General features: G+C 54.2%; 13 protein-coding genes and 3 tRNA genes. 10 read left to right on the top strand and 6 right to left on the bottom strand.

What is annotated here, in order from left to right:
* Nucleotides 1–38: 38 nt before the first annotated feature.
* The 3 genes from AC1EKS_RS01435 to AC1EKS_RS01425 all read right to left on the bottom strand — a co-directional run bounded on the left by AC1EKS_RS01435 (nucleotide 39) and on the right by AC1EKS_RS01425 (nucleotide 3,499).
* The gene (locus AC1EKS_RS01435) at nucleotides 39–929 is read right to left on the bottom strand and encodes a DMT family transporter (protein ID WP_481008488.1); all 891 of its coding nucleotides are present in this window, start codon (nucleotides 927–929) and stop codon (nucleotides 39–41) included.
* Between the two features lie 234 nt (nucleotides 930–1,163).
* Nucleotides 1,164–2,786, bottom strand: a complete 1,623-nt coding sequence (locus tag AC1EKS_RS01430) for an OmpA family protein (protein WP_481008487.1) — start codon at nucleotides 2,784–2,786, stop codon at nucleotides 1,164–1,166.
* A 143-nt stretch (nucleotides 2,787–2,929) separates the two neighbouring features.
* On the bottom strand, nucleotides 2,930–3,499 hold the full coding sequence (locus AC1EKS_RS01425) for a nitroreductase family protein (protein ID WP_481008486.1): 570 nt from the start codon (nucleotides 3,497–3,499) through the stop codon (nucleotides 2,930–2,932).
* Nucleotides 3,500–3,842: 343 nt separating this feature from the next.
* Here AC1EKS_RS01425 and AC1EKS_RS01420 point away from each other — a divergent pair, with 343 nt between their 5' ends.
* Nucleotides 3,843–9,062 (top strand): Rib/alpha-like domain-containing protein, encoded by a 5,220-nt coding sequence (locus AC1EKS_RS01420; RefSeq protein WP_481008485.1) that lies wholly within the window; start codon nucleotides 3,843–3,845, stop codon nucleotides 9,060–9,062.
* Between the two features lie 111 nt (nucleotides 9,063–9,173).
* Here the strand turns inward: AC1EKS_RS01420 and AC1EKS_RS01415 are convergent, their stop codons facing one another.
* On the bottom strand, nucleotides 9,174–11,846 hold the full coding sequence (locus tag AC1EKS_RS01415) for a DEAD/DEAH box helicase (RefSeq protein ID WP_481008484.1): 2,673 nt from the start codon (nucleotides 11,844–11,846) through the stop codon (nucleotides 9,174–9,176).
* A 55-nt stretch (nucleotides 11,847–11,901) separates the two neighbouring features.
* On the opposite strand from AC1EKS_RS01415, the gene AC1EKS_RS01410 reads away from it, so the two are divergent.
* Complete coding sequence (locus AC1EKS_RS01410; RefSeq protein WP_481008483.1) at nucleotides 11,902–12,666, top strand: fumarylacetoacetate hydrolase family protein; 765 nt, start codon at nucleotides 11,902–11,904, stop codon at nucleotides 12,664–12,666.
* A gap of 76 nt (nucleotides 12,667–12,742) precedes the next feature.
* Here AC1EKS_RS01410 and AC1EKS_RS01405 read toward each other — a convergent pair whose 3' ends face one another.
* Entirely contained in the window at nucleotides 12,743–13,927 is a 1,185-nt protein-coding gene (locus tag AC1EKS_RS01405) for a MalY/PatB family protein (protein ID WP_481008482.1), read from the bottom strand.
* Nucleotides 13,928–14,076: 149 nt separating this feature from the next.
* Between AC1EKS_RS01405 and gltX the strand changes: the two genes are divergently transcribed.
* The 4 genes from gltX (at nucleotide 14,077) to AC1EKS_RS01385 (ending at nucleotide 17,325) form a co-directional block, all read left to right on the top strand.
* On the top strand, nucleotides 14,077–15,636 hold the full coding sequence (gene gltX / locus AC1EKS_RS01400; protein WP_481008481.1) for a glutamate--tRNA ligase: 1,560 nt from the start codon (nucleotides 14,077–14,079) through the stop codon (nucleotides 15,634–15,636).
* A 101-nt stretch (nucleotides 15,637–15,737) separates the two neighbouring features.
* Nucleotides 15,738–15,809, top strand: a tRNA-Gln gene (locus AC1EKS_RS01395).
* 32 nt (nucleotides 15,810–15,841) lie between these two features.
* A tRNA-Glu gene (locus tag AC1EKS_RS01390) sits at nucleotides 15,842–15,917 on the top strand.
* A 103-nt stretch (nucleotides 15,918–16,020) separates the two neighbouring features.
* The gene (locus AC1EKS_RS01385) at nucleotides 16,021–17,325 is read left to right on the top strand and encodes a histidine--tRNA ligase (RefSeq protein ID WP_481008480.1); all 1,305 of its coding nucleotides are present in this window, start codon (nucleotides 16,021–16,023) and stop codon (nucleotides 17,323–17,325) included.
* A gap of 109 nt (nucleotides 17,326–17,434) precedes the next feature.
* Here AC1EKS_RS01385 and nhaA read toward each other — a convergent pair whose 3' ends face one another.
* On the bottom strand, nucleotides 17,435–18,808 hold the full coding sequence (gene nhaA / locus AC1EKS_RS01380; protein WP_481008479.1) for a Na+/H+ antiporter NhaA: 1,374 nt from the start codon (nucleotides 18,806–18,808) through the stop codon (nucleotides 17,435–17,437).
* Nucleotides 18,809–18,957: 149 nt separating this feature from the next.
* Here nhaA and AC1EKS_RS01375 point away from each other — a divergent pair.
* From AC1EKS_RS01375 to AC1EKS_RS01360, 4 genes are all read left to right on the top strand, one after another.
* A tRNA-Leu gene (locus AC1EKS_RS01375) sits at nucleotides 18,958–19,034 on the top strand.
* A gap of 153 nt (nucleotides 19,035–19,187) precedes the next feature.
* The gene (locus tag AC1EKS_RS01370; RefSeq protein WP_481008478.1) at nucleotides 19,188–20,084 is read left to right on the top strand and encodes a Bax inhibitor-1/YccA family protein; all 897 of its coding nucleotides are present in this window, start codon (nucleotides 19,188–19,190) and stop codon (nucleotides 20,082–20,084) included.
* Between the two features lie 73 nt (nucleotides 20,085–20,157).
* A complete protein-coding gene (locus AC1EKS_RS01365) occupies nucleotides 20,158–20,655 on the top strand; it encodes a hypothetical protein (RefSeq protein ID WP_481008477.1) in 498 nt (165 codons plus the stop codon).
* Nucleotides 20,656–20,769: 114 nt separating this feature from the next.
* Complete coding sequence (locus AC1EKS_RS01360) at nucleotides 20,770–22,368, top strand: AI-2E family transporter (protein WP_481008476.1); 1,599 nt, start codon at nucleotides 20,770–20,772, stop codon at nucleotides 22,366–22,368.
* Nucleotides 22,369–22,371: the final 3 nt, after the last annotated feature.

The raw sequence follows: 22,371 nt of genomic DNA, 5'->3' as shown, positions 1-22,371 counted from the left end.
CAGCTTTAGAGAGGGCAGTGCCGGGTTTACGGGTGCTGTTACTGCGGTGAAACTTTTCCGACTTTAGGGGTGAGGATGCGCAGCCAGCTGGGGAGGGTAATAGCGACTAGGATCACCGCAACTGCCAGCGCACCCAGCCAGCCAAACTGTTCATTTAACACGAACGCGCCGATTATCGCTGCTACCGCCGGATTTAAAGCTGCTAACAGTCCGGTCATTTCTGCCGATACCCGCGCCTGAGCAACGGGCTGGAAAGTGAAACCGAAAACCGTACACACCACTACTAGCATTGCCAACATTCCCCATTGCGCGAGGGAGGAGGGCAAATGCGGGGATTCTAAGAAAAAACTGGCGATAGCAGCTAGGAGCGCGAGCGTACCCAGCTGAATAATTCCGACGGTAAACCCTTCCTCGGGGCTATGGGTTACTCGATCGGTAACAATGATGGTTGCTGCGTAGCAGACGGCTCCCAGCAGGGCGATTAATAGCCCTGCAGAGAGATTCCCGCCGGGCAGCGTCAGCATCCCCACCCCGGTAACCGCCAGGAATGCAGATACTAGCATTATGGGATTAGGGCGCACCCTGGCCAAAGCGGCTGTTGCCAGTGGCACCATCACGATGCTGGTGTGTTCAGTGAGTGCTACGGGTCCCGTATCTGCCATGGTCAAAGCGGTCAGTTCCAGTGACATCACCAAGAAATATAGGAATCCAATCAGGAATCCCGCTATCCATACTTTCCGGCTGGCTCGATAGAGACGGCGGGCAAACAGCGCTGCCAATAGCAGGAAGGCGATCCCAAAACGCAGCGCCAATACGTTGAAGGTGTTCATGGTTTCTAGCAGAAGTTTGCTGAAAATAAACGAGGTACCACGCGCCATCATCACCAAAGCTAACAGTATTTCCAGCCCGCGCGTACTCGTTTTCTTCATCCTTGCCACCCTATCAACGGGAAGTGAGCACAGGGAGCCAGGTTCCAATACCGAAATTCCGGTTAGGGGAGGGCATGAAACTTTTAAGAGTGGTTTTGCCCTGGGGAAAGCGCGCGCAATCCGCGCTGCCGCGAAAGATGCTTTTGTGACCAGCCAGTCCGGGGTGTTTTCTCTCTCCCGCGCAAACTGGTTTTATTTTCCCGCGCGGGAAAGATCGATCCGGTAAAGGGTGACTTATTTACCGTCCTCGGTTGCCGGTTCTACGGGAATATCTTTGATGCGCCAACCCAAGTCTTTCTTATTGACCTGGGGGTTATGGTAGGTGGCATCAATGGTGATGGTCTGGTCCTTAGTGGGCGGATACAGGACGGGGATAGTCAGTTTGTAACTCGGTTTGATGCTGGTGCCGGCGCCATGGACCCCACCGCCAGTTATCACCGCCTGTTCGGTGCCACCTTGTAGGGGACGCGTATATTCTAGCGGGGCGGTGCGAGCCTGGCCCCGCAAAATATCGGCACCGTAAAACTTGTTGTTACCATTGGGCGTGCCATGATAGTTCGCCTCGAACTGCAGACTTGTAAACCACATACTCACGTCTTTGGCGGTAACCGTAAAGGTCACCAAAGTATAGTGCGGGTACGCTACCGCTTTCGAGGCACTAATTTCCATAGTGGTGGGTTTAGCGCCGGTAGTATCGGCATCGTATGTCACCGCCGCAGGCCAAGTAGACTCGCTAGCGGCTGCAGCAGGCATCTTGGCACTCGCCGCCTGCAGTTCGGCGACCTCTTTCTTAACTGGAGTTTTTATGCTCACTTCTACCCGCCGGTTCTTCGCGCGTGCCTCGGGGGTTGTGCCCTTGACCGCGGGCTGGGTAGCGGCTTTACCAGAGGCCTTAAAACTAAAACCGACCAGCTCAGATTTTCCTGCCAAAACTGCTTTAACCGCATTCGCGCGGTTTTCACTCAATACTTGGTTCCCCACGTTCTTATCAGGTATGTCATCGGTGTGGCCCACAATGGTGACTTCACCAGGCTCATGAGTAGCTAGAGCGGCTGCTGCCTGATCGAGGACGGATTTGGAGTCCGCTTTAATATCCCATTTGCCCGAGTCAAAGAACACGTCTGCCGCCAAAGTTACATTCAGGTTCTCTTTACCGGAGGAAATCCCCATTCCCGGGGTCATAGTGTATTGGGCATAGGGGGCATGGATATTTACCTCTGCGTCCTGCGGTATCTTTCCCAGTGCTTCTTGCACCTTCTGGGGAGCCTGCGCACTGTCAAGAACTGGCACATTTGCTGCAAACCCAATCAGCCCCACCGAAACCCCGGCTGCTTTGGTGCCTTCACCGATGTCGCCGAAAGGCACCAACACAGATTCTTTCAATTCGCCTTTTTGTTGCTCCTTAAAAGAATGCATCTGTTCTTTTTTTAGTTTTGCGTCCTGCGGCACCCAAGCAACCTGGTTATCTTTCATTCTGAGCGGCTCGAACACTTCCGAATCGTTGAGCATGAAAATCCCCGAATAAGCGATTTGCTCAGTGTTATTGACGCTAGTAATCGCCTGCCCCACATTTGTGTTAGCAGGCCACCCGGTCACTTCTTTTGAATATCCTGCCGCTAGCGCTAGAACTGAGGTTCCGTCCTCTTGTCGATATATGGGACCTACTTTTGCCCACATTGAACCATTATTGTATTCACCTTTAATGTCCACGGACGCTGGCGCTTGATCCGCGGTTCTGATAGAGGCCGGCTTTGAAGAAGAGCTGGAGGGGGGAGTCTTAGAACCGCAGCCGCTAAGACCAAAGGTCAAAGCGACTGCGGTTATCAGGGAAGCGGTAATCGAAAAAATTTTATTCATGGGCGTCTCCTGCAGATATTGCAGTTAACATGCTATAAGACGCAAGTTAAATAAAATCGGACGATTACGTAAATTCTAAGCAAATAATAAATGGGTTATTTTAATCTGTTTTACTTAATGCCACTCCGGGAGAGATTACCCGGCTAGCGCTGAAATACCCGCTGGCGAATGTCTTGCAGCTGCTTAGGCGAGGGCTCATCGCTGGCAAGCCCAAACGGCATTTGTGCATCTAGTACCCAGGTTTCGGGCAGGTCAAACATTTGCTTCACCGCGTGGTCAATCACCGGATTGTAGTGCTGTAGCGAAGCGCCAATGCCCGCCTCGCGGAGCGCTACCCACAGCGAAAACTGCAACATGGCCAGGGATTGCGCTGCCCAGTGCGGGAACTTGTCAGCATAGGTGGTGAACTTGCCCGCCATTTCTTCGGTGACTTCCTGGTCATAGAAGTAGAGAATAGTGCCGTAACCAGCGCGGAAAGAATCGATCTTTTCCCGCGGAACTTTACCTTCAAAAACCTCGAAAACCCGATTCCAGAGGGCGTCTTGATTCTCGCCGGTAACTACCAGGAGTCGCTGCGACTGCATATTGAAAGCATCCGGCACCTGCGCGGTAACCTCGTCAATCAAATCCAGCAGTTCCTGGTGGCTTAAGGGGATTTTCCTCTCCAAATGGTAACGGGAGCGGCGATCCTGTAATAGTTCCAAGGTCTTCATAGCTATTCCTTTCCTCTGTTTCCTCTTAATCTTCTAGGAGAAAGCTTGCCCCCCGCTAGGGGAGGAACCAGAATTCAGCTCCCGGCGCATAAAACCTCTCCCCACGAGTTGTGGTTCCAAACGGGTATTGACGAGACTTCGTAGTGTTGCTTTAGGAATGTTCGGCACTGTTCCCCTAGGGAGCGCGCTCCGGGGAGGTAGTTTCTTAGGTTATCCTCGCTACTTTCTTAAAGGGCTATCGGGTAGAATGTTGAAAAATGTCGGGTTATTGGCTGAGCGGTTGAACTTTGCCTTTATATATAGGTTTAGGGCGATTCAGCTGAGTAGACAGAAAGGCAGAGCAATGAGGCATTTGCTTTCCCTCGTTACTACCACAAATTTCCGCGATAACAGTCGCCGAAAGATCCAGAAAATAGCGGCTGTCAGCGCCGGATTTTCTTTAGTGCTACTAGGAATAGTAGCGGTGATGTTCGGAGCGTCCTCGCAGCCAGCTTACGCAGAGGCTCCAGCGAAATTCCGGGATGCCATTGATTCTTCGCAGTCTCCCATAGACGCCAAAACCGTCTCCGGTTCCGTCAAGAAACTACTGGCAGTACCGGCTACCGGTAATATTTCTGCCACCGCAGACTTGGGGGTCGGACTGGCGAATGTGACGGTGTACGCCCAGTGGAGCGAAGGCTCTAAGTCCAAAGGCAGGTGGGCGTCGCCCATCTACAAGGGCACCACCGATGTCAACGGTAATTTTAAGATAAAAATGCTGCCCTACACCGATGTTAATGGGGTGAAACGTACTTTTGACGGTGAAGTCGGTTTGCATCCGGGGGGAATGTATAACGAAAAAATCCAGATTTGGGTCATCAACCCGGATCGCGAAAATCTCAACCAATTCTGGGGATACGGTCAGCGTCCCTCTCCGGACGGTATAGTTCAGGACTCCACCGGTAACGCCTATTGGGGTAACACCTACGGTGTCAAGGGCGCGGACACCTTCTTTGTGGAGAAACAAGACCCCGCCAAGACTAGCGCCGCCACCGTCAACACCACCAACACTCTGTCGAGTTCACGAGGTGGTCATATCTCCGGTAAGGTCTACTGGAACTGGGTGCAGGGCGTGGGCTCGGCGCGTTGGTTGGATTTAAATAATCCTGCCGGTGACAAGGTAGCACAGGATCAGAAGGTGCGGGCGTCTTACCTGAGCGATTGTGCCGTGAAACAAGTTGAAAAGTATTACGCCGACAACAAAGCCGCGATTTTTCAGAATCACACTTTCCGTGCCTCCGCCTCCACCACTCCTGTTACTTCCCGGTGGGATGCCCAGGATGAAGCCAACTTACAAAAATACATCCAGCAACAAATCCCTAAAGACACGGGGTCTTGTAAGTGGATCGCAGAAACCGTGCAGGCCACTACCGGAACAGATGGCACCTACACGTTGCAGTTCAACGGCAGCTGGGGTAATAACCAACGCAGCTGCCAGACGGTTCCGGCGGGACGAACTTGCGGCGAGGTTGCGCCTGATCCCGACACCGGATCCTGGGAAGGGATTGGTAGGAATGACCAGAAGCACGTGAACTGGGACTATTTGAACGTTTCTTTGGTTGATAAGCCAGAGGGTATCGGATACATGGATCCGTGGCGCGGCAACAACTTCTTCGACACCCGCCAAGGCTCGGCTATGTTCAAGCCGTTCGGTGTCACCGGAAATTTTGCTGGCTCCAATGAACAGTGGGATGACTTGAATCTGGGATTGGTGCCGGTAGAGACCTATTTTGATGTCCTGGAATATGACACCAGTACCCATGCCGCCACCCCGGGTACCACGGTAAACACCTCTACCGAGGGGCTGGCTCCTGCCAATAAGATTGATAGCAATAAATATAGAATCACCTGGTACGACCCCAGTGAGAAGCAGGTAGAAAGCTGCGACTTAACAGCTGACAACAGCGGTATTTTAAAATCTTGTCCGTTTAAAGTCCCGGTAGATTTGAAGGAAAACACTGTGTATAACGCGGTGTTGACCTCGGTAGATGAGCAAGGGAAAGACGTAGTAGTTTTAGGTACCGATTCCTTCCTGGCGGTGCTGCCGGATTACGATGCCAATTACCAGCAGACCAAAACCAAGGTGGGCGTGGAAGCAACTTCTGCGGCTCCTACTTTCGATAAGAAAGATACTGACGAGGTAGAGCAGGATCCGTCATTGCCTGAGGGTTATAATCCGGTTTTCGAACTCGACAAGGCAAAGATGACCGAGGCCGGTCTAAATGAGGATGATTTTTCCATTAATCCCTCGACGGGGGCGGTTACTTGGAAGAGCCCCGCCGGTGAGGACGGCACCGTCATTTCGGTCCCGGTGAAAATGACTTACTCCAAGCGAATTGCTGGCGGAGGATCCGTCAAAATTTCAGAACCTGCGAGTGTTCCCTTCATTATCCAAGCTCCCCTGGATGACGATGGTGATGGGGTAGCAAATGATAAAGATAAATGCTCCAATACTCCCACCGGTCTCACGGTGCAGGCTAACGGCTGTACCTATGCGCAGCAGTACGATACGAGCTATGAGACTACGACTTCGGATCCTGGGGCTACCGCCAGTTCGGGACTGCCGAAGTTCCAAGACACCCTCGGTTCCACTCCCGCCTCCACCACCCCGCCCGTCAGCGGCATTTCCTACCAGTTGGACACCACTAACCTGCCTGCTGGCGTGAACGCTTCTGACGTGAGTGTGAATCCCAATAGCGGCGAGGTAACTTGGAACATTCCCCAGACGACAGCTGCCGGAACCTACAATCTCCCGGTGAAGCTCACATATCCCAATAGTGGTGGAACCAAGACAGCAAATGCGCCGTTCAAAGTGAATGACGCGCCGGCGCCTCCAGCTGGCAGCATCACCAATCCCGGCGATAAAAGCTCAAAGGCGGGAGAGGCAATCACCCCTATAACCGTGAGTGCAGAAAACATCAAGCCCGGCACCCTAACGGTGAGCGGACTGCCTGACGGGCTGTCTTTCGATCCTGCGACCAAGCAAATTACCGGTACTCCCACGACAGCCAGCCCCAGCGGCGATCCCTCCGTGGTCACCATTAAAGCTGTAGGTAAGGACGGTAAAGAAGTAACCCAGACCTTCAAATACACGGTTACACCTCCGGATAAACCCGCGACTATCACGCCGATTGCTGACCAAAGCGGGACTGCCGGACAGCCAATTAACCCGATCCCGGTAGAAATCGCTAACGGAGTGGAGCCACCCACCTTCGAAGGATTGCCCGCGGGGCTGGATTATGACCCGAATACCGGCACCATTACCGGTACGGTTAACCCGGTGGACGATGCGGGCAATCCTCTGGAAAACCCGAAAACCTACCCGGTTACGGTGAAAGTCAAAGGACAGGATGGAAAAGTAGTTTCCACTTCTTTCTCTATCACTATTAACCCGGCACCCAAACCGGATACCGACAAGGATGGGGTAGATGACACTAAGGATGTTTGCCCCGGCACTAACCCGGGGTTGAAGGTAGATAGCGACGGGTGCGCCGCGAACCAGAAGTACCTGCCGGAATATAGTTCGCAGAAGGTCGCTCCAGGGACTAGCGTTACTGTCCCGGCACCGACATACAAGAACGCCATCAACGGAGCTCCCAACACGGAGCCGGCTGGCACCAAGTACGCTTTGGACACGGATCACCTGCCCAGCGGCGTGAGCGCAAGCGATATCAAGGTGGATCCAGACACGGGAGCAATCACCTGGGATGTGCCTACGAACCAGGCGTTGGGTGATGTGTCCATTCCGGTGAAAGTGACTTTCCCCGATAACGGCGGCACCCTCAGCGCTAATGCCAAGGTTTCTGTGGCATCGATTTCGAATGGCAACGATCCGAAGTATCAGGATGCCCCGCCTGTTGACCAGGGTGGCACCCAGACGTTACCGACGCCTAAGAATGCGGATGGTAACCCGCTTCCCAATGGGACTACATACTCCAAGACCTCTGGTCCGGATTGGATTACGGTCGATCCCAACACTGGAGCGGTGACGATTAAACCGCCGGCAGACACCCCGGCAGGGGACTATAACGCGGTGATTCATGTCACCTATCCCGACGGCACCTTCGACGATGTCACGGTGCCGGTGCACGTGAATGCCAAGCCCCCGGTTCCGGCTGCGGATAGCGACCATGACGGGGTTAATGACGAGAATGATAAGTGCCCGGATACTCCTGCCTCGTCAACGGTAGATACCGACGGATGTACCGCTCAGCAGCGTCTCACCCCCGAGTACGACGGAACTAAGGAAGGCACTCGCGGCATAGACACCGTGACAGTTCCGGCTCCGACTTTCAAGGACACGGTTACTAACGCTGCCGGTACGCCACCTACCGGAACCACCTATACTCTGGGAGCAGGTGCTCCGACGGGAGCAACCATTAACTCCAACACGGGTGCCATTACCTGGGTTATTCCATCGGATGCCACCATCGGCAACCACGAGATACCGGTAGTTATTAACTACGGCAACGGCTCAAAGGGAACCGCCTCCGCCATAGTTAAAGTGAACGGTCAAACCGAAGTGGTGACACCTGAATATAAACCGGTGCCGAATCCGATCTACGGCGAAACAGAGGTTATCGAACAAGGTCAAACCAAGACCACTAATCCTCCGATTTTCAAGGAGAAGGACGGCACTGAAGTACCTAAGCCTGACGGCACCAAGTTCTATAAAGCGGACGGAATGCCGGATTGGGTCAGTGTCGATGAGAACACCGGTGCCATCAATATGACGCCGGGACTTGATGCGAACCCACAGGACTACAACATTAAAGTTGTCGTCAAGTACAAGGACGGTACCCAGGATACGGCTATTGCCAAAGCCACGGTGACGCAGAAACCCAGAGCCTCGGCGACGATTACCCCGATACCGAACCAGGTTGGAAAGCAGGGAGATCCCCTGACGCCTATTCCCATTGAGGTGCAGCATCGAGATCCGAACCATCCGATAACAGTTACCGGTTTGCCCAAGGGTTTGACCTACGATCAGACACAAGGAAAGATCGTCGGAACTCCCACGGAGCCGACAAACGGTCCGCAGACGGTGACTGTAACCGCTATCGGGGAGGACGGAGCTCCGGTTTCATCCACCTTCACATTTACGGTGAACCCGCCTGACCAAAACACGATTTATGATCCGAAGTATTCAGATCCGAAGCCTGGTGAGGCGGGGACGAGCCTTGAGGTTCCGGGTCCGAAGAATAGAGACGGCAAACCGTTGCCGACAGGTACTACCTATAGCAAGGTTAGTGGGCCAGATTGGGTGACGGTGGATCCTGATACGGGTGCGGTGACTGCGAAGATTCCCGCAAATGCGGCGCCGGGTGATTACCCAGTGAAGGTGCGAGTGACCTATCCGGATAAAACTTCCGAAGTCATTACGCTCATCATTAAGGTGGCGGGACCAACAGCTGGCAACCCGCTGGAGAAAACCGGTAGCACCGCGCAGTTGGCGTTGCTGGCGGCTCTGCTGTCCACGATGGCAGGCGGGTTCCTGCTATATAGCCGCCGCTCAAGAAACTAGAGCGCAATCTAGTTGAGACAAGTGAGCCGTTGCCCCTCTGGGGGGGGCAACGGCTCACTCCAATTTTTAAGCGCCCCCTAAAAACGGGCATTAGCCCCAAAAGGTGACCTGCTAGTTAATATCCGTAAGCAGGGAACTGGCTAGTTCGGTTAGGGAACCGGAAGATTTAACTACCGAAGTGAAGAGGTCGCGCTTCCGCTGTTGCAACTGGGAGACTTTTTCTTCGATGGTTCCCTTCGCCACCAGGCGGTAGACATTAACCGGACGGTCTTGCCCAATGCGGTGGGCGCGGTCGATTGCCTGTTCTTCCACCGCGGGATTCCACCACGGATCCATCACAAACACATAGTCGGCGGCGGTCAAAGTAAGTCCGGTGCCGCCTGCCCGCAGCGAAATCAGGAATGCTTGCGCGTCTCCCTCCGAAAACTCTTTAACCACCTGGTCGCGCTGCCGGGTAGACCCATCCAGGTAAGCAGTTTTTATTCCCGTCTCATCCAAAGCCTCTTTAATTAACTTTAAATAGGAGGTGAACTGGGAAAACACCAGGGCTTTATGGCCGGGTATCGCCTGTAACTGTTCCACCAGGGCGTTAGTTTTCGCGCTGGTTATCCCCGCTCGTCCTCCCACTAGGCGCAAATCCAAGCTCGCTCGCCGCAGCGCCGTCAGTGCCGCCAATATCGACATGCGGTCCCCGGAGCGCAACAACCCGCTAACCTGGTGGCGCGCCTGGGCTTCTAGCTGGCGATATGCGGCAATATGCCCCGGCTCCAAATCAACCCGCAACACCTGTTCAATCTTCGGCGGCAAATCCGGTGCTACCTCAGCTTTAGTGCGCCGCAACATATAGGGAGCCACCAGCGAGCGCACCTGGTCGATCCCGCGCAGCTGCAGGGCAGAAAACTGCTCCCGCGAAAGCAAAGTTCCCGGTTGTGCCAAAGATAAAATCGCATGCAAATCCGCTAAAGAATTCTCTAGGGGAGTGCCGGTAGCACAAATCGTCCACCTTCGATCCAAATCATTAAGAACGCGCCAGGCTTGAGTACGCGGATTCTTCACCAGCTGCGCCTCGTCACAAATCACTCCCTGCCACTGGGGCTTTAAAAAAGTCTCGGAGTGACGCCGCAGCAACCCGTAAGAGGTCACCACTAAATCTGCGCCGCGGAAACCGTCCTCGATATCGGTGCCGCTACGCAGCGCCCGCACCTCCATCTCGGGATAAAAACGTTGCGCTTGCGACTCCCAAACGTTAATCACGGAAGTTGGCGCCACTACCAGCACCGGATCGCCGGCGGATAGGGATTTAATCGCCGCTAGAATCTGCAGAGTTTTTCCCAGCCCCATTTCATCGGCAAGCACTGCTCCGGGCCCAATAGATAGTTGCGCCAGCAACCAGGACACCCCCGTGCGTTGATATTCGCGCAGCTTAGCGGTGTGGGGCGGGGCTATCGGCGGCAACTTTAGCTGGCGTGACTTCCACGCTTCCAGGCCGCGAACCTGCGCCTGCGTGCCCTCCAAAATCTGGGAAAGGTCAATAATCGCCGGGTGAATACCGCGCCGATTAAGGCCAGCGCGCTCAATTAGCAGCGTCAGCCGATCCAGATCTGCTTCGCTTAGGTAAGTATCGGCATCGATTAGCCCACCGCGCTCGCGAATCTGCGCAATCTCTAAGGCCCCAAAGTCACGGTCATCTAAATGCAAGCGCACTTTCGGGGTAAACCAGCCGTAAGTGTTGGGGGATAAATCCACGATGATCTCTCCGCCCCTTTGCGAAAATGAACGGGGAATTCCGTGGCGGTTAACTTCTAAATCCTGTCTGTCAAAAGCGTTTTCCAGCTCATCCAGCAATTGGTTAATGCGGTGAGCGGGACAAGAAAGGAAACTATCGAAGGTGAAAACCCCTTCTTGGCGGCGCAGCCACTTCGTCACCTGGGTTTTCAGCTGCGCAATCTGAACTGGCAAGGCGTTGGTTTCAATCTTTTCACCCCCGAGTTCGCGCATACCCCGCAAGTGAATCCGGTAAAGATCCTCTGCCCGAGAAGTTCCCACTTCCAGCAGGTAGCGATATTTAGGGAACTCAAAACTGTCATCCAAAGAATAGACCGGGAAACTATCGCTGAGATTCGGAAAGTCTTGCAACAAGAAATCCGCTAAATCTGCTTGTGGCACCCGCACCGGTTTCGCCCCCAACACTCGGTTAAGCGCCCCGAAACGATCATCCCAAAGAGCAAAACACTCCAGCTGTTCGCTGGCCACCAGTTCTAAACCGGCCGCCACACAGGTAGCGGCTACTGTGCGCTGGGCAGGGTCTTTACCGGCAGAAAAATCAATCCCGAAGCGCAGCGTCACGTCACCCGGGGCGCAAATATCCAGGAAAGGGCGCGCCAGAATCGGAGAAAAACGCAGCGGAGTGAGGGGCTCGGTGCCGAGTACAAAAGAAAATCCGGCGCGCGCCAAAGAGCGGATAGCAGGCGATACCTGCGCGGCCTCCTCGGAAGATAGCCGCTGGGGAGCTTTTTCTAATAGGGGAGCCACCTGCCGTAAATGGCTCAGCTGCGCCCTATCTAAACCGGCAGAAACCGACTCCCATTTAGTTTGGCAAAGGTCACGCCAACTGGCACGATTGCGGGTCCAAGTGCCAGAAACTTCTCGACGCAAAGGATGGAAACTACCATCTAATTCAATGCAAATTCCCAGGTCAGCACCAGGAGCAATCTTGGGGTGCGGGGAAGTGAACATCGCAGAAATCAGGCGTCGCCAGGCCGGTTCCGGGGCATTGCTACTCACGCGTTCCTCCTTTGCTCATCCTTCCTACTCTAGCAAGGACGCTAGACTTGGCTCTATGAAGATTGTGCGATTTCGGATTGATGCCCACCCTATTTACGGAGCTTTAGAGGACGGAAGTGAACGGATAGTAGCCCTCAAAGGTGACCCCCTATTCCAAAAGGCGGAACCCTCCGGGCAGCTCTATAACTTAGAGGAGGCGCGGTTGCTCTCTCCGGTTATTCCTCGCTCGAAGGCAGTTAGCTGCTGCGCGAATCTGGCGGGTAAAACGGCGGGCGGAGAGCAGTGGCCGCAGGTGGCAATCAAACCGAATACTGCGGTGATTGGCCCGGATGATCCCATCGCGATTCCTACTTGGGGCGGCGACGAGGCGCGCGTATTCGTAGGACTAGCGGCGGTCGCCAAAACTATTTGTAAAAACGTGACCCCCGAGCAGGTGGAGTCAGTAATCGCCGGATGGACTATCGGGGTAGATTGCGCCAGCGGCAGCGAAGAAATCAGTTTCGCTCAGGCAAAGGCTTGGGATACTTCGGCAGTAGTGGGGCCCTGGATTGTGGTGGACCCCAATTTTGATCCCGATAGCCTCACCATTAGCGCCAGCGTTTCCGGGCAGGAGGTTGCCTCCGCTAACAGTGCTGACTTGCCGCTAAAAGCCGCCGAAGCTTTCGCGAAGGTCAGTTCCATGATGACCTTGCTGCCGGGGGACGTAGTGATCGTAGGAGGAATCGAGCTGCCGCAACCTCTAAGCCCCGGGGCGCGCCTAGAAAGCGCCATCACTGGGGTGGGGCAGATGGAAAATATGGTGGTTAGCGCGAACCGTTAAACCAAAAACGCCGCCGCGTGCACCGCGTACGCAGCGCCAACCGCTAGACCGTTAACGCCTCCGGCAAGCAGCGCGACTAATCGTTTTCTGCTTCCCGCAGCGCACTAGCTAGGCGCCGGGTCATTTCCAGGAACAGGTAGCGAGGGGTAGCAGCGTTAAGTCGCAACAGACCGGGGTAGCCGGTACCCAGAATCTCGCCCCCATTTACCCCCACTCGGGCTCTCTCCTCCGCAATCTTGACCGGGTTTTCGCAATAGCTACTCGCGTCCCAAAGCGACAGGTAGGTGCCCTCCACTTCCGGGATTTCCAGCCGGGGAGCAATCTGTAGCGCCAAATCCCGGGAGCGAGCTAAATTTTCGCGAATATAGCCTTTGATTTCTTGCAGCCAAGCGCCTCCCTCTTGGTAGGCGGCGCGAGCGGCCAAAGCTCCCAGCGGAGTCGCGCCCATCGCTAGTTGGGTAGTCACCCCTGACTGCTCAAAAAGATCACGTAGCGGTGAGGGCGGCAAAATCATTTGTGCGCAATGAAGTCCCGCCAGGTTCCAGCCCTTAGATGCCGCGTGCGCGCTAACCGTAATCTGGGCAAAAGCAGGATCTAGGCTGGCAAACGGAATATGGCGAGCCTTATCTGTCAGCACCAGGGGAGCATGGATTTCATCGGCAAACACTGTTACTTGATGGGCAAGTGCCAGCTGTCCCACTTTTCGAAGCTCTGCTTCGCTGAGGACCCGCCCGGTCGGGTTCCAAGGGTTGCAAAGTACCAGCAGCTTAGCTTTTTCTTGAGTGAGGGCGCTTTCGAGTGCCTCAAAATCTAGCTCCCACCTGCCCTGGTGGTAGCGACTTTTAACCTCGATTAAATCTCGCCCCTGCTGAGCGGGAATAGTCAAAAACGGCATATAAGCCGGAGTAGGTACCACCACCGCCTGTCCGGGTTTAGTTGTCAGCTGGATTTGGGCACGCAGAATCGAAAGCACATCGGAGGAAATAAAAACATCGTCGGCGCTCACCTGCCAGCCATAGGAATCAGCAAGAAAGCGCCGCGTCTCTTCCCGTAGACCATTGGCCAGTTCAGGCGGCATATAACCAAAGAAACCGTCATCAATAGCGCGGTGCAGGCAGCGTGCAACTGCGGGCGCGGTTCCAAAATCCATTTCCGCAACCCAGGCTCCCCATAAAGGCTCGCCCTCGCTCGTCTTCCCTGTCCATTTTAAAGATCCTCGTCGTCGTAGTTCTTGCAGGGATAAACGATCAAAATCTTGCATAACGTCACTCTACGCTCCCAGAGCAGTTAGGGCGCGCATAAATACGGTCTCAAGAGGCTGCGGGAAAAGTATCGGGAATCAGGTTAGCCGCGGTAATGCTTCCAGGTTCGAGAATCAGGCGGGGAGCGAAGTAGAATCAAGGGGAACTAATGATTTTACGCAAGGAGATTTTAGGTATGAATCCGGATGCTACTTCCCCTATTCGGGTGCGGTTTTGCCCTTCACCCACTGGCACCCCGCATGTGGGAATGGTACGTACCTGCCTGTTTAACTGGGCATACGCTCGCCATACGGGGGGAACTTTTGTTTTCCGGATCGAGGACACCGACGCCAAACGCGACTCGGAAGAATCCTTTGAGCAAATCCTAGATTCTTTGCGCTGGCTGGGACTAGATTGGGACGAGGGCGTGGGCAAGGGCGGCCCCTACGGTCCCTATCGCCAAAGCGAACGGATGGATATTTATAAAGAGGTCGCAGATAAGCTGCTCGCCGGAGGATTCGCCTACGAATCCTATTCCACTCCCGAAGAAATCGCTGCCCGCCATAAAGCTGCCGGTCGTAACCCGCATCTGGGATATGACGGCTATGACCGCAACCTGACGGAAGAACAGATTGCTGCTTTCCGCGCTGAAGGCCGCCAGCCAGTGCTGCGGATGCGGATGCCGGATGAAGATATTACTTTCCATGACCTGGTGCGGGGAGACATCACTTTCCAGGCCGGTTCCGTTCCCGACTATGTGATTGTGCGCGGCGGCGGCGATCCTCTCTACACCTTGGTAAACCCGGTCGATGATGCCCTGATGCATATTACTCATGTGTTGCGCGGGGAAGACCTGCTTTCATCTACCCCCCGCCAAATTGTGCTTTATCGCGCCCTCATCGAGTTAGGGATTGCGGATCGGGTACCCGAGTTCGGGCACCTGCCCTATGTAATGGGGGAGGGTAACAAGAAACTTTCCAAGCGGGACCCGGAATCAAATCTGCTTTTGCACCGGGAAAATGGGATGATTCCCGAAGGGCTAGTGAACTATTTAGCCCTCCTAGGCTGGGCTATATCTGCAGATAGAGATGTATTTAGCAAAGAAGAAATGATTGCCGCTTTCGATATTGAGGACGTGAACCCCAATCCGGCGCGTTTCGACTCCAAGAAGGCCTTAGCGATTAACGCTGACCATATTCGGATGCTAGAAACCGGCGATTTCACTGAGCGGATCGTTCCCTATCTACACGCCGGCGGATTCGTAAGCGCCGAGCAGCTAGCTGATTTAACGGATAAGGAAAAACAGCTTTTAGAGGAGGCAGCTCCGCTGGCCCAAAGCCGGATGCAGGTGCTCTCCCAAGCCAAGAGCCTGCTCGGATTCCTATTTATTGCTGATGACCAGGTGGAATATCAAGAAAAACCGCTACGCAAACTCAAAGATAATGCTCCTCAGGTGCTGGAGGCCGCGGCTAAAGTCGTAGACGGTCTGCCAGAAGGTGAAGTAGGGGAGGCCGGTACCATTGGGGATCCGGAGGCAGTTAAAGCGGCCATGAGCCAGGTAATGGTGGAAGAAATGGGACTCAAACCCCGCGTGGCTTTCCAGCCGCTATTTATGGCGATCACCGGTTCTAACGTATCGATCCCGGTGTTTGATTCCATCGGGATTTTGGGTAAAAAGGCCAGCATCGAACGTCTGCGTAAACTACAAAACCACCTGGAACAGGCCTAACATCAGGTGATTAGTGACACAAGGAATTTATTTGAAGCAGCCTGAGTGCCTGCGTTAGAGTAGATGACTGCAGCCCGGCGCGAGCCGAGGTTTGCAGCCCTTGGGGTATGGTGTAATCGGTAACACAGCTGATTCTGGTTCAGCCATTCTAGGTTCAAGTCCTGGTACCCCAGCGAAAATGGGAACCTGCAGGTTCTTGTTTCAGGCCCCCATAGTCTAGCGGCCTAGGACACCGCCCTCTCACGGCGTAGACACGGGTTCGAATCCCGTTGGGGGTACCACTGGTACTTTTCATTTTGAATCCCAATTTTCCGCTTTATTTCGCGGATCTAGGTTTTATTTAGTCCCAAATCCGAAACTTTCGCCAATGCTAAAGTGATAGCCATGTCTGGAAAAATTGTTGCCACTCGCGGAATGCGAGACTTTTTACCCACCGAAAAAACTTGGCGCGAACGCGTCCTTAACGTCCTGCGCGAAACCTACACTTCCCTAGGGTTCATGGAGATAGAAACCCCAGCCCTGGAGCCGATTGAACGGCTGCAATCTGGGCAAGGTGGGGAAAACGAGAAAATGATTTTCCAGGTGATGCGACGCGGCCTGGATCCCCAAGCAGGGATCTTGCCTGCAGAGGCGGTAGACCTAGGGCTCCGTTATGACTTGACCCTGCCCTTGACTCGCTACTTCGCCAGTCACCAAGCCGAGCTGCCAAATGTGTTCCGCGCCTTCCAGACCGGTCCCGTATGGCGCGCTGAGCGTCCTCAAAAAGGTCGTTTCCGCCAGTTTAACCAGGTAGATATCGATATTTTGGGCGAGGCCTCTTTCAGCGCAGAAGTCGAAATCATCGTGACGATGTGGAATGCAATCGGCAAACTGGGACTAGATAAAGATTCCACGATCCTGCTGAACGATCGCCGTTTCCTGCGAGAGCTCATGACAGCGGCCGGGGTCGCAGAGGAAAACCACGATAGTGCTTTCATCACCCTCGATAAACTGGAAAAAATCGGGGCAGAGGGAGTTATCAAAGAGCTAGTCGGGCAGGAAATAGCCGCTGACTCGCAAGCGAAAGCCCTAGTAGAGGCAGTAGGCAGTATCGCCGAGCTAGAACTGAATAGCGCAGTTACAACCGTGCAGGTGCCTTCCCTTAACGCTGAGTTGCCCCTCTTTGACCTGGGGGCAATCGCCTCCCAAGTCCGAGAGATCGCTCCTGATATCAAGATTTCTTTTACTCCCACTTTGGTGCGGGGCATGGGCTATTACACCGGACCGATTTTCGAAGTTTCCCACACCGCCTCCGGCTCTTCGATTTGCGGAGGCGGACGCTATGACGGGGTGGTCGGACGCTGGCTGGGGCGAGATGTTCCCGCCGTAGGTTTCAGCTTCGGTTTCGAACGGATCGTGGATTTGGTGTCTCTTCCCCAAGAGGGGCAGCAGCTAAAGGTGGCATTGGCCTATCAAAAGCCGCATGAAGCCCTGGCGGCCTTGCACCTGCGGGAAGGGCTGCTGGCGGCAGGCGCCAGTAATGCCGGTCTCCTGAAAGCCCCGCGTAAAATGTCGGCAGGATTCTTCGAACAGGCAGCGTCCTTGGGATACAATCGGGTGCTACTGCCTAGCCGCTACCTAGAGGCTGCCGAACAGGCAGATCCGGACTTTAAGACACTACTGGAGCAGGCGCGCATCCTCGAAAACTAGATTCGAGGGCGCGAAATAGCGCGCCAAGCTCCTCCACTAGCCGCTGTGGTCGCAGGCCGCAAGATCTCCGATTCCAGCGGGAGGTAGCAAATTTGGGGAACTCTGGCATTTAGCTGGGGATTTTCCCGGCGGCCTTTAAGTGCCGCACCCGGATGTGCAAGGCGATAGCGGCCAGAATCACGGAAGCGAAGGTTCCCATCAATACCCCCAAGGATCCCGCTTGGGTTAGTTCTGCGTCTCCTCTAAAGGCCAAGTGAGAAATCAGCAGCGCTACCGTGAAGCCGATACCGGCGGTTAACGATACCGGGAGTACATCGCGCAAGCCCACGCCTTTGCCTAAGGTGAGAGGAGTCAGCTTGGTAAAGATGGCTACAGAACCGAAGATTCCGATGACCTTACCGAGCGGCATTGCCAGCATTACCGAGATCGCAATCGGGTGAGTAATCACATCCAGCGGACCGCCGGACACATCCACCACATTTACCCCAGCAGCAAAGAAAGCGAAGATCGGCACTGCCAACCCGGCGCTAAAGGGGTTGACTGCTTCAGTAAGACGTTCGGTTTCTGGCTCGGTTTCGCCCGCGCGTTGTTTGGCGGGAACCGTCATCCCCAGTAGCACCCCGGAAATAGTGGCGTGTACCCCCGAGTCAAACATGAAATACCAGGTCACAATGCCGAGAGGTACTAAAATCCACCAGCGTCCCCACCGTTTTTGGGCAAGGAAACCGAAAATAGCGGTGCAAACGAATGCCAGCAGTAGGGAAACAATCTTCATTCCACTGGCATAGAAGATGGCGATTACTAAAATCCCGCCCAAGTCATCGGCGACTGCCAGGGTTAGCAGGAAGGTGCGGGCAGCTAAAGGTAAGCCGCGCCCGAAAATCTGCAGAATCGCCACTGCAAAGGCAATATCGGTAGCGGTGGGAATGGCCCAACCGTGCCAGGCATTATCACCTGAAATTGCGGTGCCTACTAGATAGACACAGGCCGGTCCAATCATCCCGAATAGGGCAGCAATAATCGGCATCGCCGCCACTTTGATGTTATGCAAAGATCCCACCGCAAACTCTTGTTTAAGTTCTAGACCCACTGCGAAGAAGAACAGGGTTAAGATCCCGTCTTGCGCCCACTCATGTACCGCTAGGTGTAACCCTAAGGAGTGGGGACCGAACTCGAAGTTCGAAAGTGCCATGTAACCTTCGCGCACCGGGGAAGGAGCATTCGCGAGAATCAACGCCAAAATGGCGGCAAAGACCAAAATCATGCCGGCCACAATGTCGTTAGCTAATACCCGTTTTATGGAGGTAAAGATCCCGTGAGGAGATTCCTCGCTGTAATCCTTCGGAGCAGGAGCTGCCAGATCCTGATAGTCAGGGGGACTAACCAGTTCTTCTACCTCTTTTTCTAGCGGAAAGTAATGAATGTCTCGCTGGGTTTCTTTGTTTGCGGATTCTTTGTTTTCGTCACCTTGTTGTTCGCGCATGAAACTATGGTAGCTGTTATTCGTTTCGACAATCGGGGATGCCTGAGGTTTAATATGGAGTGGCGCTTTACAAAAGGTTTTCACTTTTGGTAAAACAAAACTTGGCTGGCGCTCTCGCATCCGCGAGGAAGGCTAAAGTTCCTGGTAAAGCCCCCGTAGCCCAATCGGTAGAGGCAGCTGACTTAAAATCAGTCCAGTGTCGGTTCGAGTCCGACCGGGGGTACCATCCATTATTTTTGCGGAACACGTTCAGAAAGTTTTAAGAAACATTCACTAATAATTTGATTAGTGGCTTAGCTTCCGCCTCTGGATAATTTCAGAGCGCGACTGATGAGGTTGAAAATGGAAGCGGCTGGTAAATGAAGAAAGAGAGATCCAGATGGCAAATCCGGTTATGAATCAAGTAGGCGAGCAGATGCGTCGCACCCCCGCCGGTTATCCCGAAATGCCGGGCTACCAGGTAGGAGGAGATGCCCGGTCCGCAAATCCGAGCTATCCGCAGTCCGCTACCCCCAGTGCTGCCACGCAATCTCCGATTGGACAGGGTGAACAACTGGGGAGCCCACAGCGGGTATCTCGTCCCATGACCTTGGACGATGTGTTGGTGCGCACCGGTTTGAGCTTCGGAGTAATGGTACTGGCAGCGGCCGCCTTGTGGTTTTGGGGTGTAAACGACCTGACAGCCAACGGGGGAACTATGCTTACCATTTCCTCCGTTTCGGCGCTGATCGCCTTCGCCCTAGTGCTGGTGTCTTCCTTCCGTCGCAAACCCTCAGCGGTGATTACCCTGGGCTATTCCTTCTTCGAAGGGCTGTTTATCGGTGGGATTTCTGCGTTCTTTGAAATGCTCTATCCCGGGATCGTGGTACAGGCCTTGATCGGGACAGTCGCCGTATTCGCAACCTGCCTGGTGCTGTTCAAATCCGGCCTGGTGCGAGTGAACTCTAAGTTCATGAAGATCATGTTGGTCGGCATAGTTTCAATCATCGTATATCGCCTTTTGGCGATGGTTCTGGCGATGATTACCCCCACCAGCTCGGTTGGTAACCTGGATCAAATCACGGTGATGGGACTGCCGCTAGGACTGCTGGTGGGACTATTCGCGGTAATCTTCGGAGCGATGTCGCTGATCTCTGATTTCGATATGGTTCGCGAGGGAGTGCGCTTGGGGACTGACAAAGAGATGGCCTGGAGCTGCGCCCTAGGAATCATGGTGACTGTGGTTTGGCTCTACATCGAGATTCTGAGAATCCTAGCGATCCTGAGAGATAACTAAATAGAAAACTTTGCTGCGGGGCGACTACTATAATCTGTAGTCGCCCCAAACTTTTTTAGGGAGGAAACTAGCTGTGCCGGTGATTGTGAGAACCCCAACTTTAGTTGATGCTGCCGGCGCAGCCATGGCGCATCACCGGATTCTAACCGAGACCCTAGATAACCAGGTTCCGGACGGCTTTTGGGATAAATACAATGAAGAGGCCCTGCTCAGCTATTGGCACCAGCAGATATTGCAGACCAAAGGGCGCCGCATTGCCTTCGCATCCCGAGGACGTCAGGTGGTGGGGATGGCCTATGTTACCCCTTCTCCCGCGGATGATCACCAGCTGGGCCCGGCTCCTCGTGCCCTAGATATTGCTTTCTTAGGGATTATTCACCAGTACTATTCCCCAGATATTGCCCAGCGGTTGTTGGACTATGTTCTTGATTCTGATGCTCCCGCTCAAGCCTGGGTACTGCGCTCAGACCAGGTGAAACGCCGTTTTTTGCGGGTGAATGGTTTCACTATGGATGGGCTCAGCCTCGTAGATGAGGACTCGGGGCAAATGATTTCTAGGATGACCCGTTGAACTAGGACACCTGGGGAGGGAAGGTCTTAGGCATTGGGAACTGTAAGCCAACCCGAGGGCCGCACCGGGCAGGGAGTTTGCAAGCAGGCTTAGGGGCACTGCTAGGGTTAAGTTATGAATTCTGGTCTCGCGCGAATCTCTCAAGTTGGTCGGCGGTTGCTAAGTACCCTGTCCCGTCCTCAGGCCAAAGCTAGTCCTGCCCCGCAGGCACTCGAATCCTATGAACAGGACCTAGCTGCCGTGAAAGCAAAATCTAAGCCAGTCTCAGAAAATGAAGCGGTTCCGCTATCTTTGCGGGTCGCGGCTGATTGGTCGTGGCGCTTATTAGTAGTAGCAGTGGCTTTTGCCGGCTTCCTCTACGTAGCTGCTCAATTCCAAGTGATTATGGTCCCAGTAGCTGTAGCAGTGCTACTTTCGGTCTTGCTAGAACCTGTGTTGCGACTTTTATATGTAAAACTGCATTTGCCACGGACTTTGGCAGCGGCAGTTACCCTGATTATTGGGTTGGGGATCGTCACCGCGATGATCTCGATTTCCACTACCCAATTGGCCAGCGAACTTCCTAATCTAATCGGACGCACCAAAGAGGGCGTTGATGAAGGTATTCAATGGCTGGCCACCGGCCCCTTGAAGATGGATACCGAGACCGCTTCGAGGCTATGGGGGCAGGCCCAAAACCAAATCCAAAATTACGCGCGCCAGAATGCGTCTTGGCTAGCATCCAATGCCCTGGGAACCATGTCGGCGGTGGCCGGGGCTTTCACCGGGGGACTTGCGGCACTATTTTGCCTATTTTTCTTCCTTAAAGACGGACGTAAAATCTGGCAATGGTTCTTGCGGTTGACCCCGCGCTCCGCGCGCCATCCTTTAAACGAGGCGGTTATTCGCGGCTGGGTAACTCTCGGCGCCTACACTCGCACCCAGTGTCTAGTTGCGGCGATTGACGCCGTAGGTATTGGTGGCGGTGCCTACCTGATTGGAGTTCCCCTAGCGATTCCGCTGGCAATCCTAGTGTTCCTGGCGGCCTTCGTACCGATTCTGGGTGCGATTCTCTCAGGGATGATGGCGGTAGCGATTGCCTTGGTAGATAAGGGCTTCACCACTGCGATCGTGATGCTGATTATTATTTTGGTGGTTCAACAGGTGGAATCTAACCTGCTACAACCAGCATTAATGTCTAATGCGGTCAGCTTGCATCCGGTGGCGGTGCTGCTGGCAGTTGCCGGTGGCGGTGCTGCCATGGGGATAGTAGGTGCGGTTTTCGCGGTGCCGATTCTAGCGTTTGTGAACACTACCGTGCTGTACTTGCGTGGTTACGACAGTTTCATTCGCCTCAGTTACCAGCAGGATCGTCCCGGTGGTCCTCCCGGATCCCTCGATAAGGAACTTGCCGAGGCGGCTCGCCCCAGTGAACAGAATCTAACCGAGGCGCGGGAGGCAAAGGCGCTAGCTGAAAAGGATGGCCAGCTGCAAACCCTGCGCGAACACGCTGAAAATGCCGAGAAAGTACAGCTGGAGATTCAAGACTCTCTTAAGGAATTTGCGGCCGCAGATCCGAATCAGATCGTGCCAGCGGATGCTAAAACCGATTTTGAGGTAGGAGCAACGACCAAGATTCAGAAAGTGGAAGAGGCCGAGCAAGCCGCCCAAGAAGAAGACCAGGATGCGCCCTCGAAAGCAGACAATTCTCAGGACGAGGACGCAGAGGAATAGTTT

This window comes from Varibaculum sp. C0165D1, from assembly GCF_056590355.1.
Note: the sequence above shows the minus strand (reverse complement) of the source record. Positions and strands in the feature narration are given on the sequence as shown.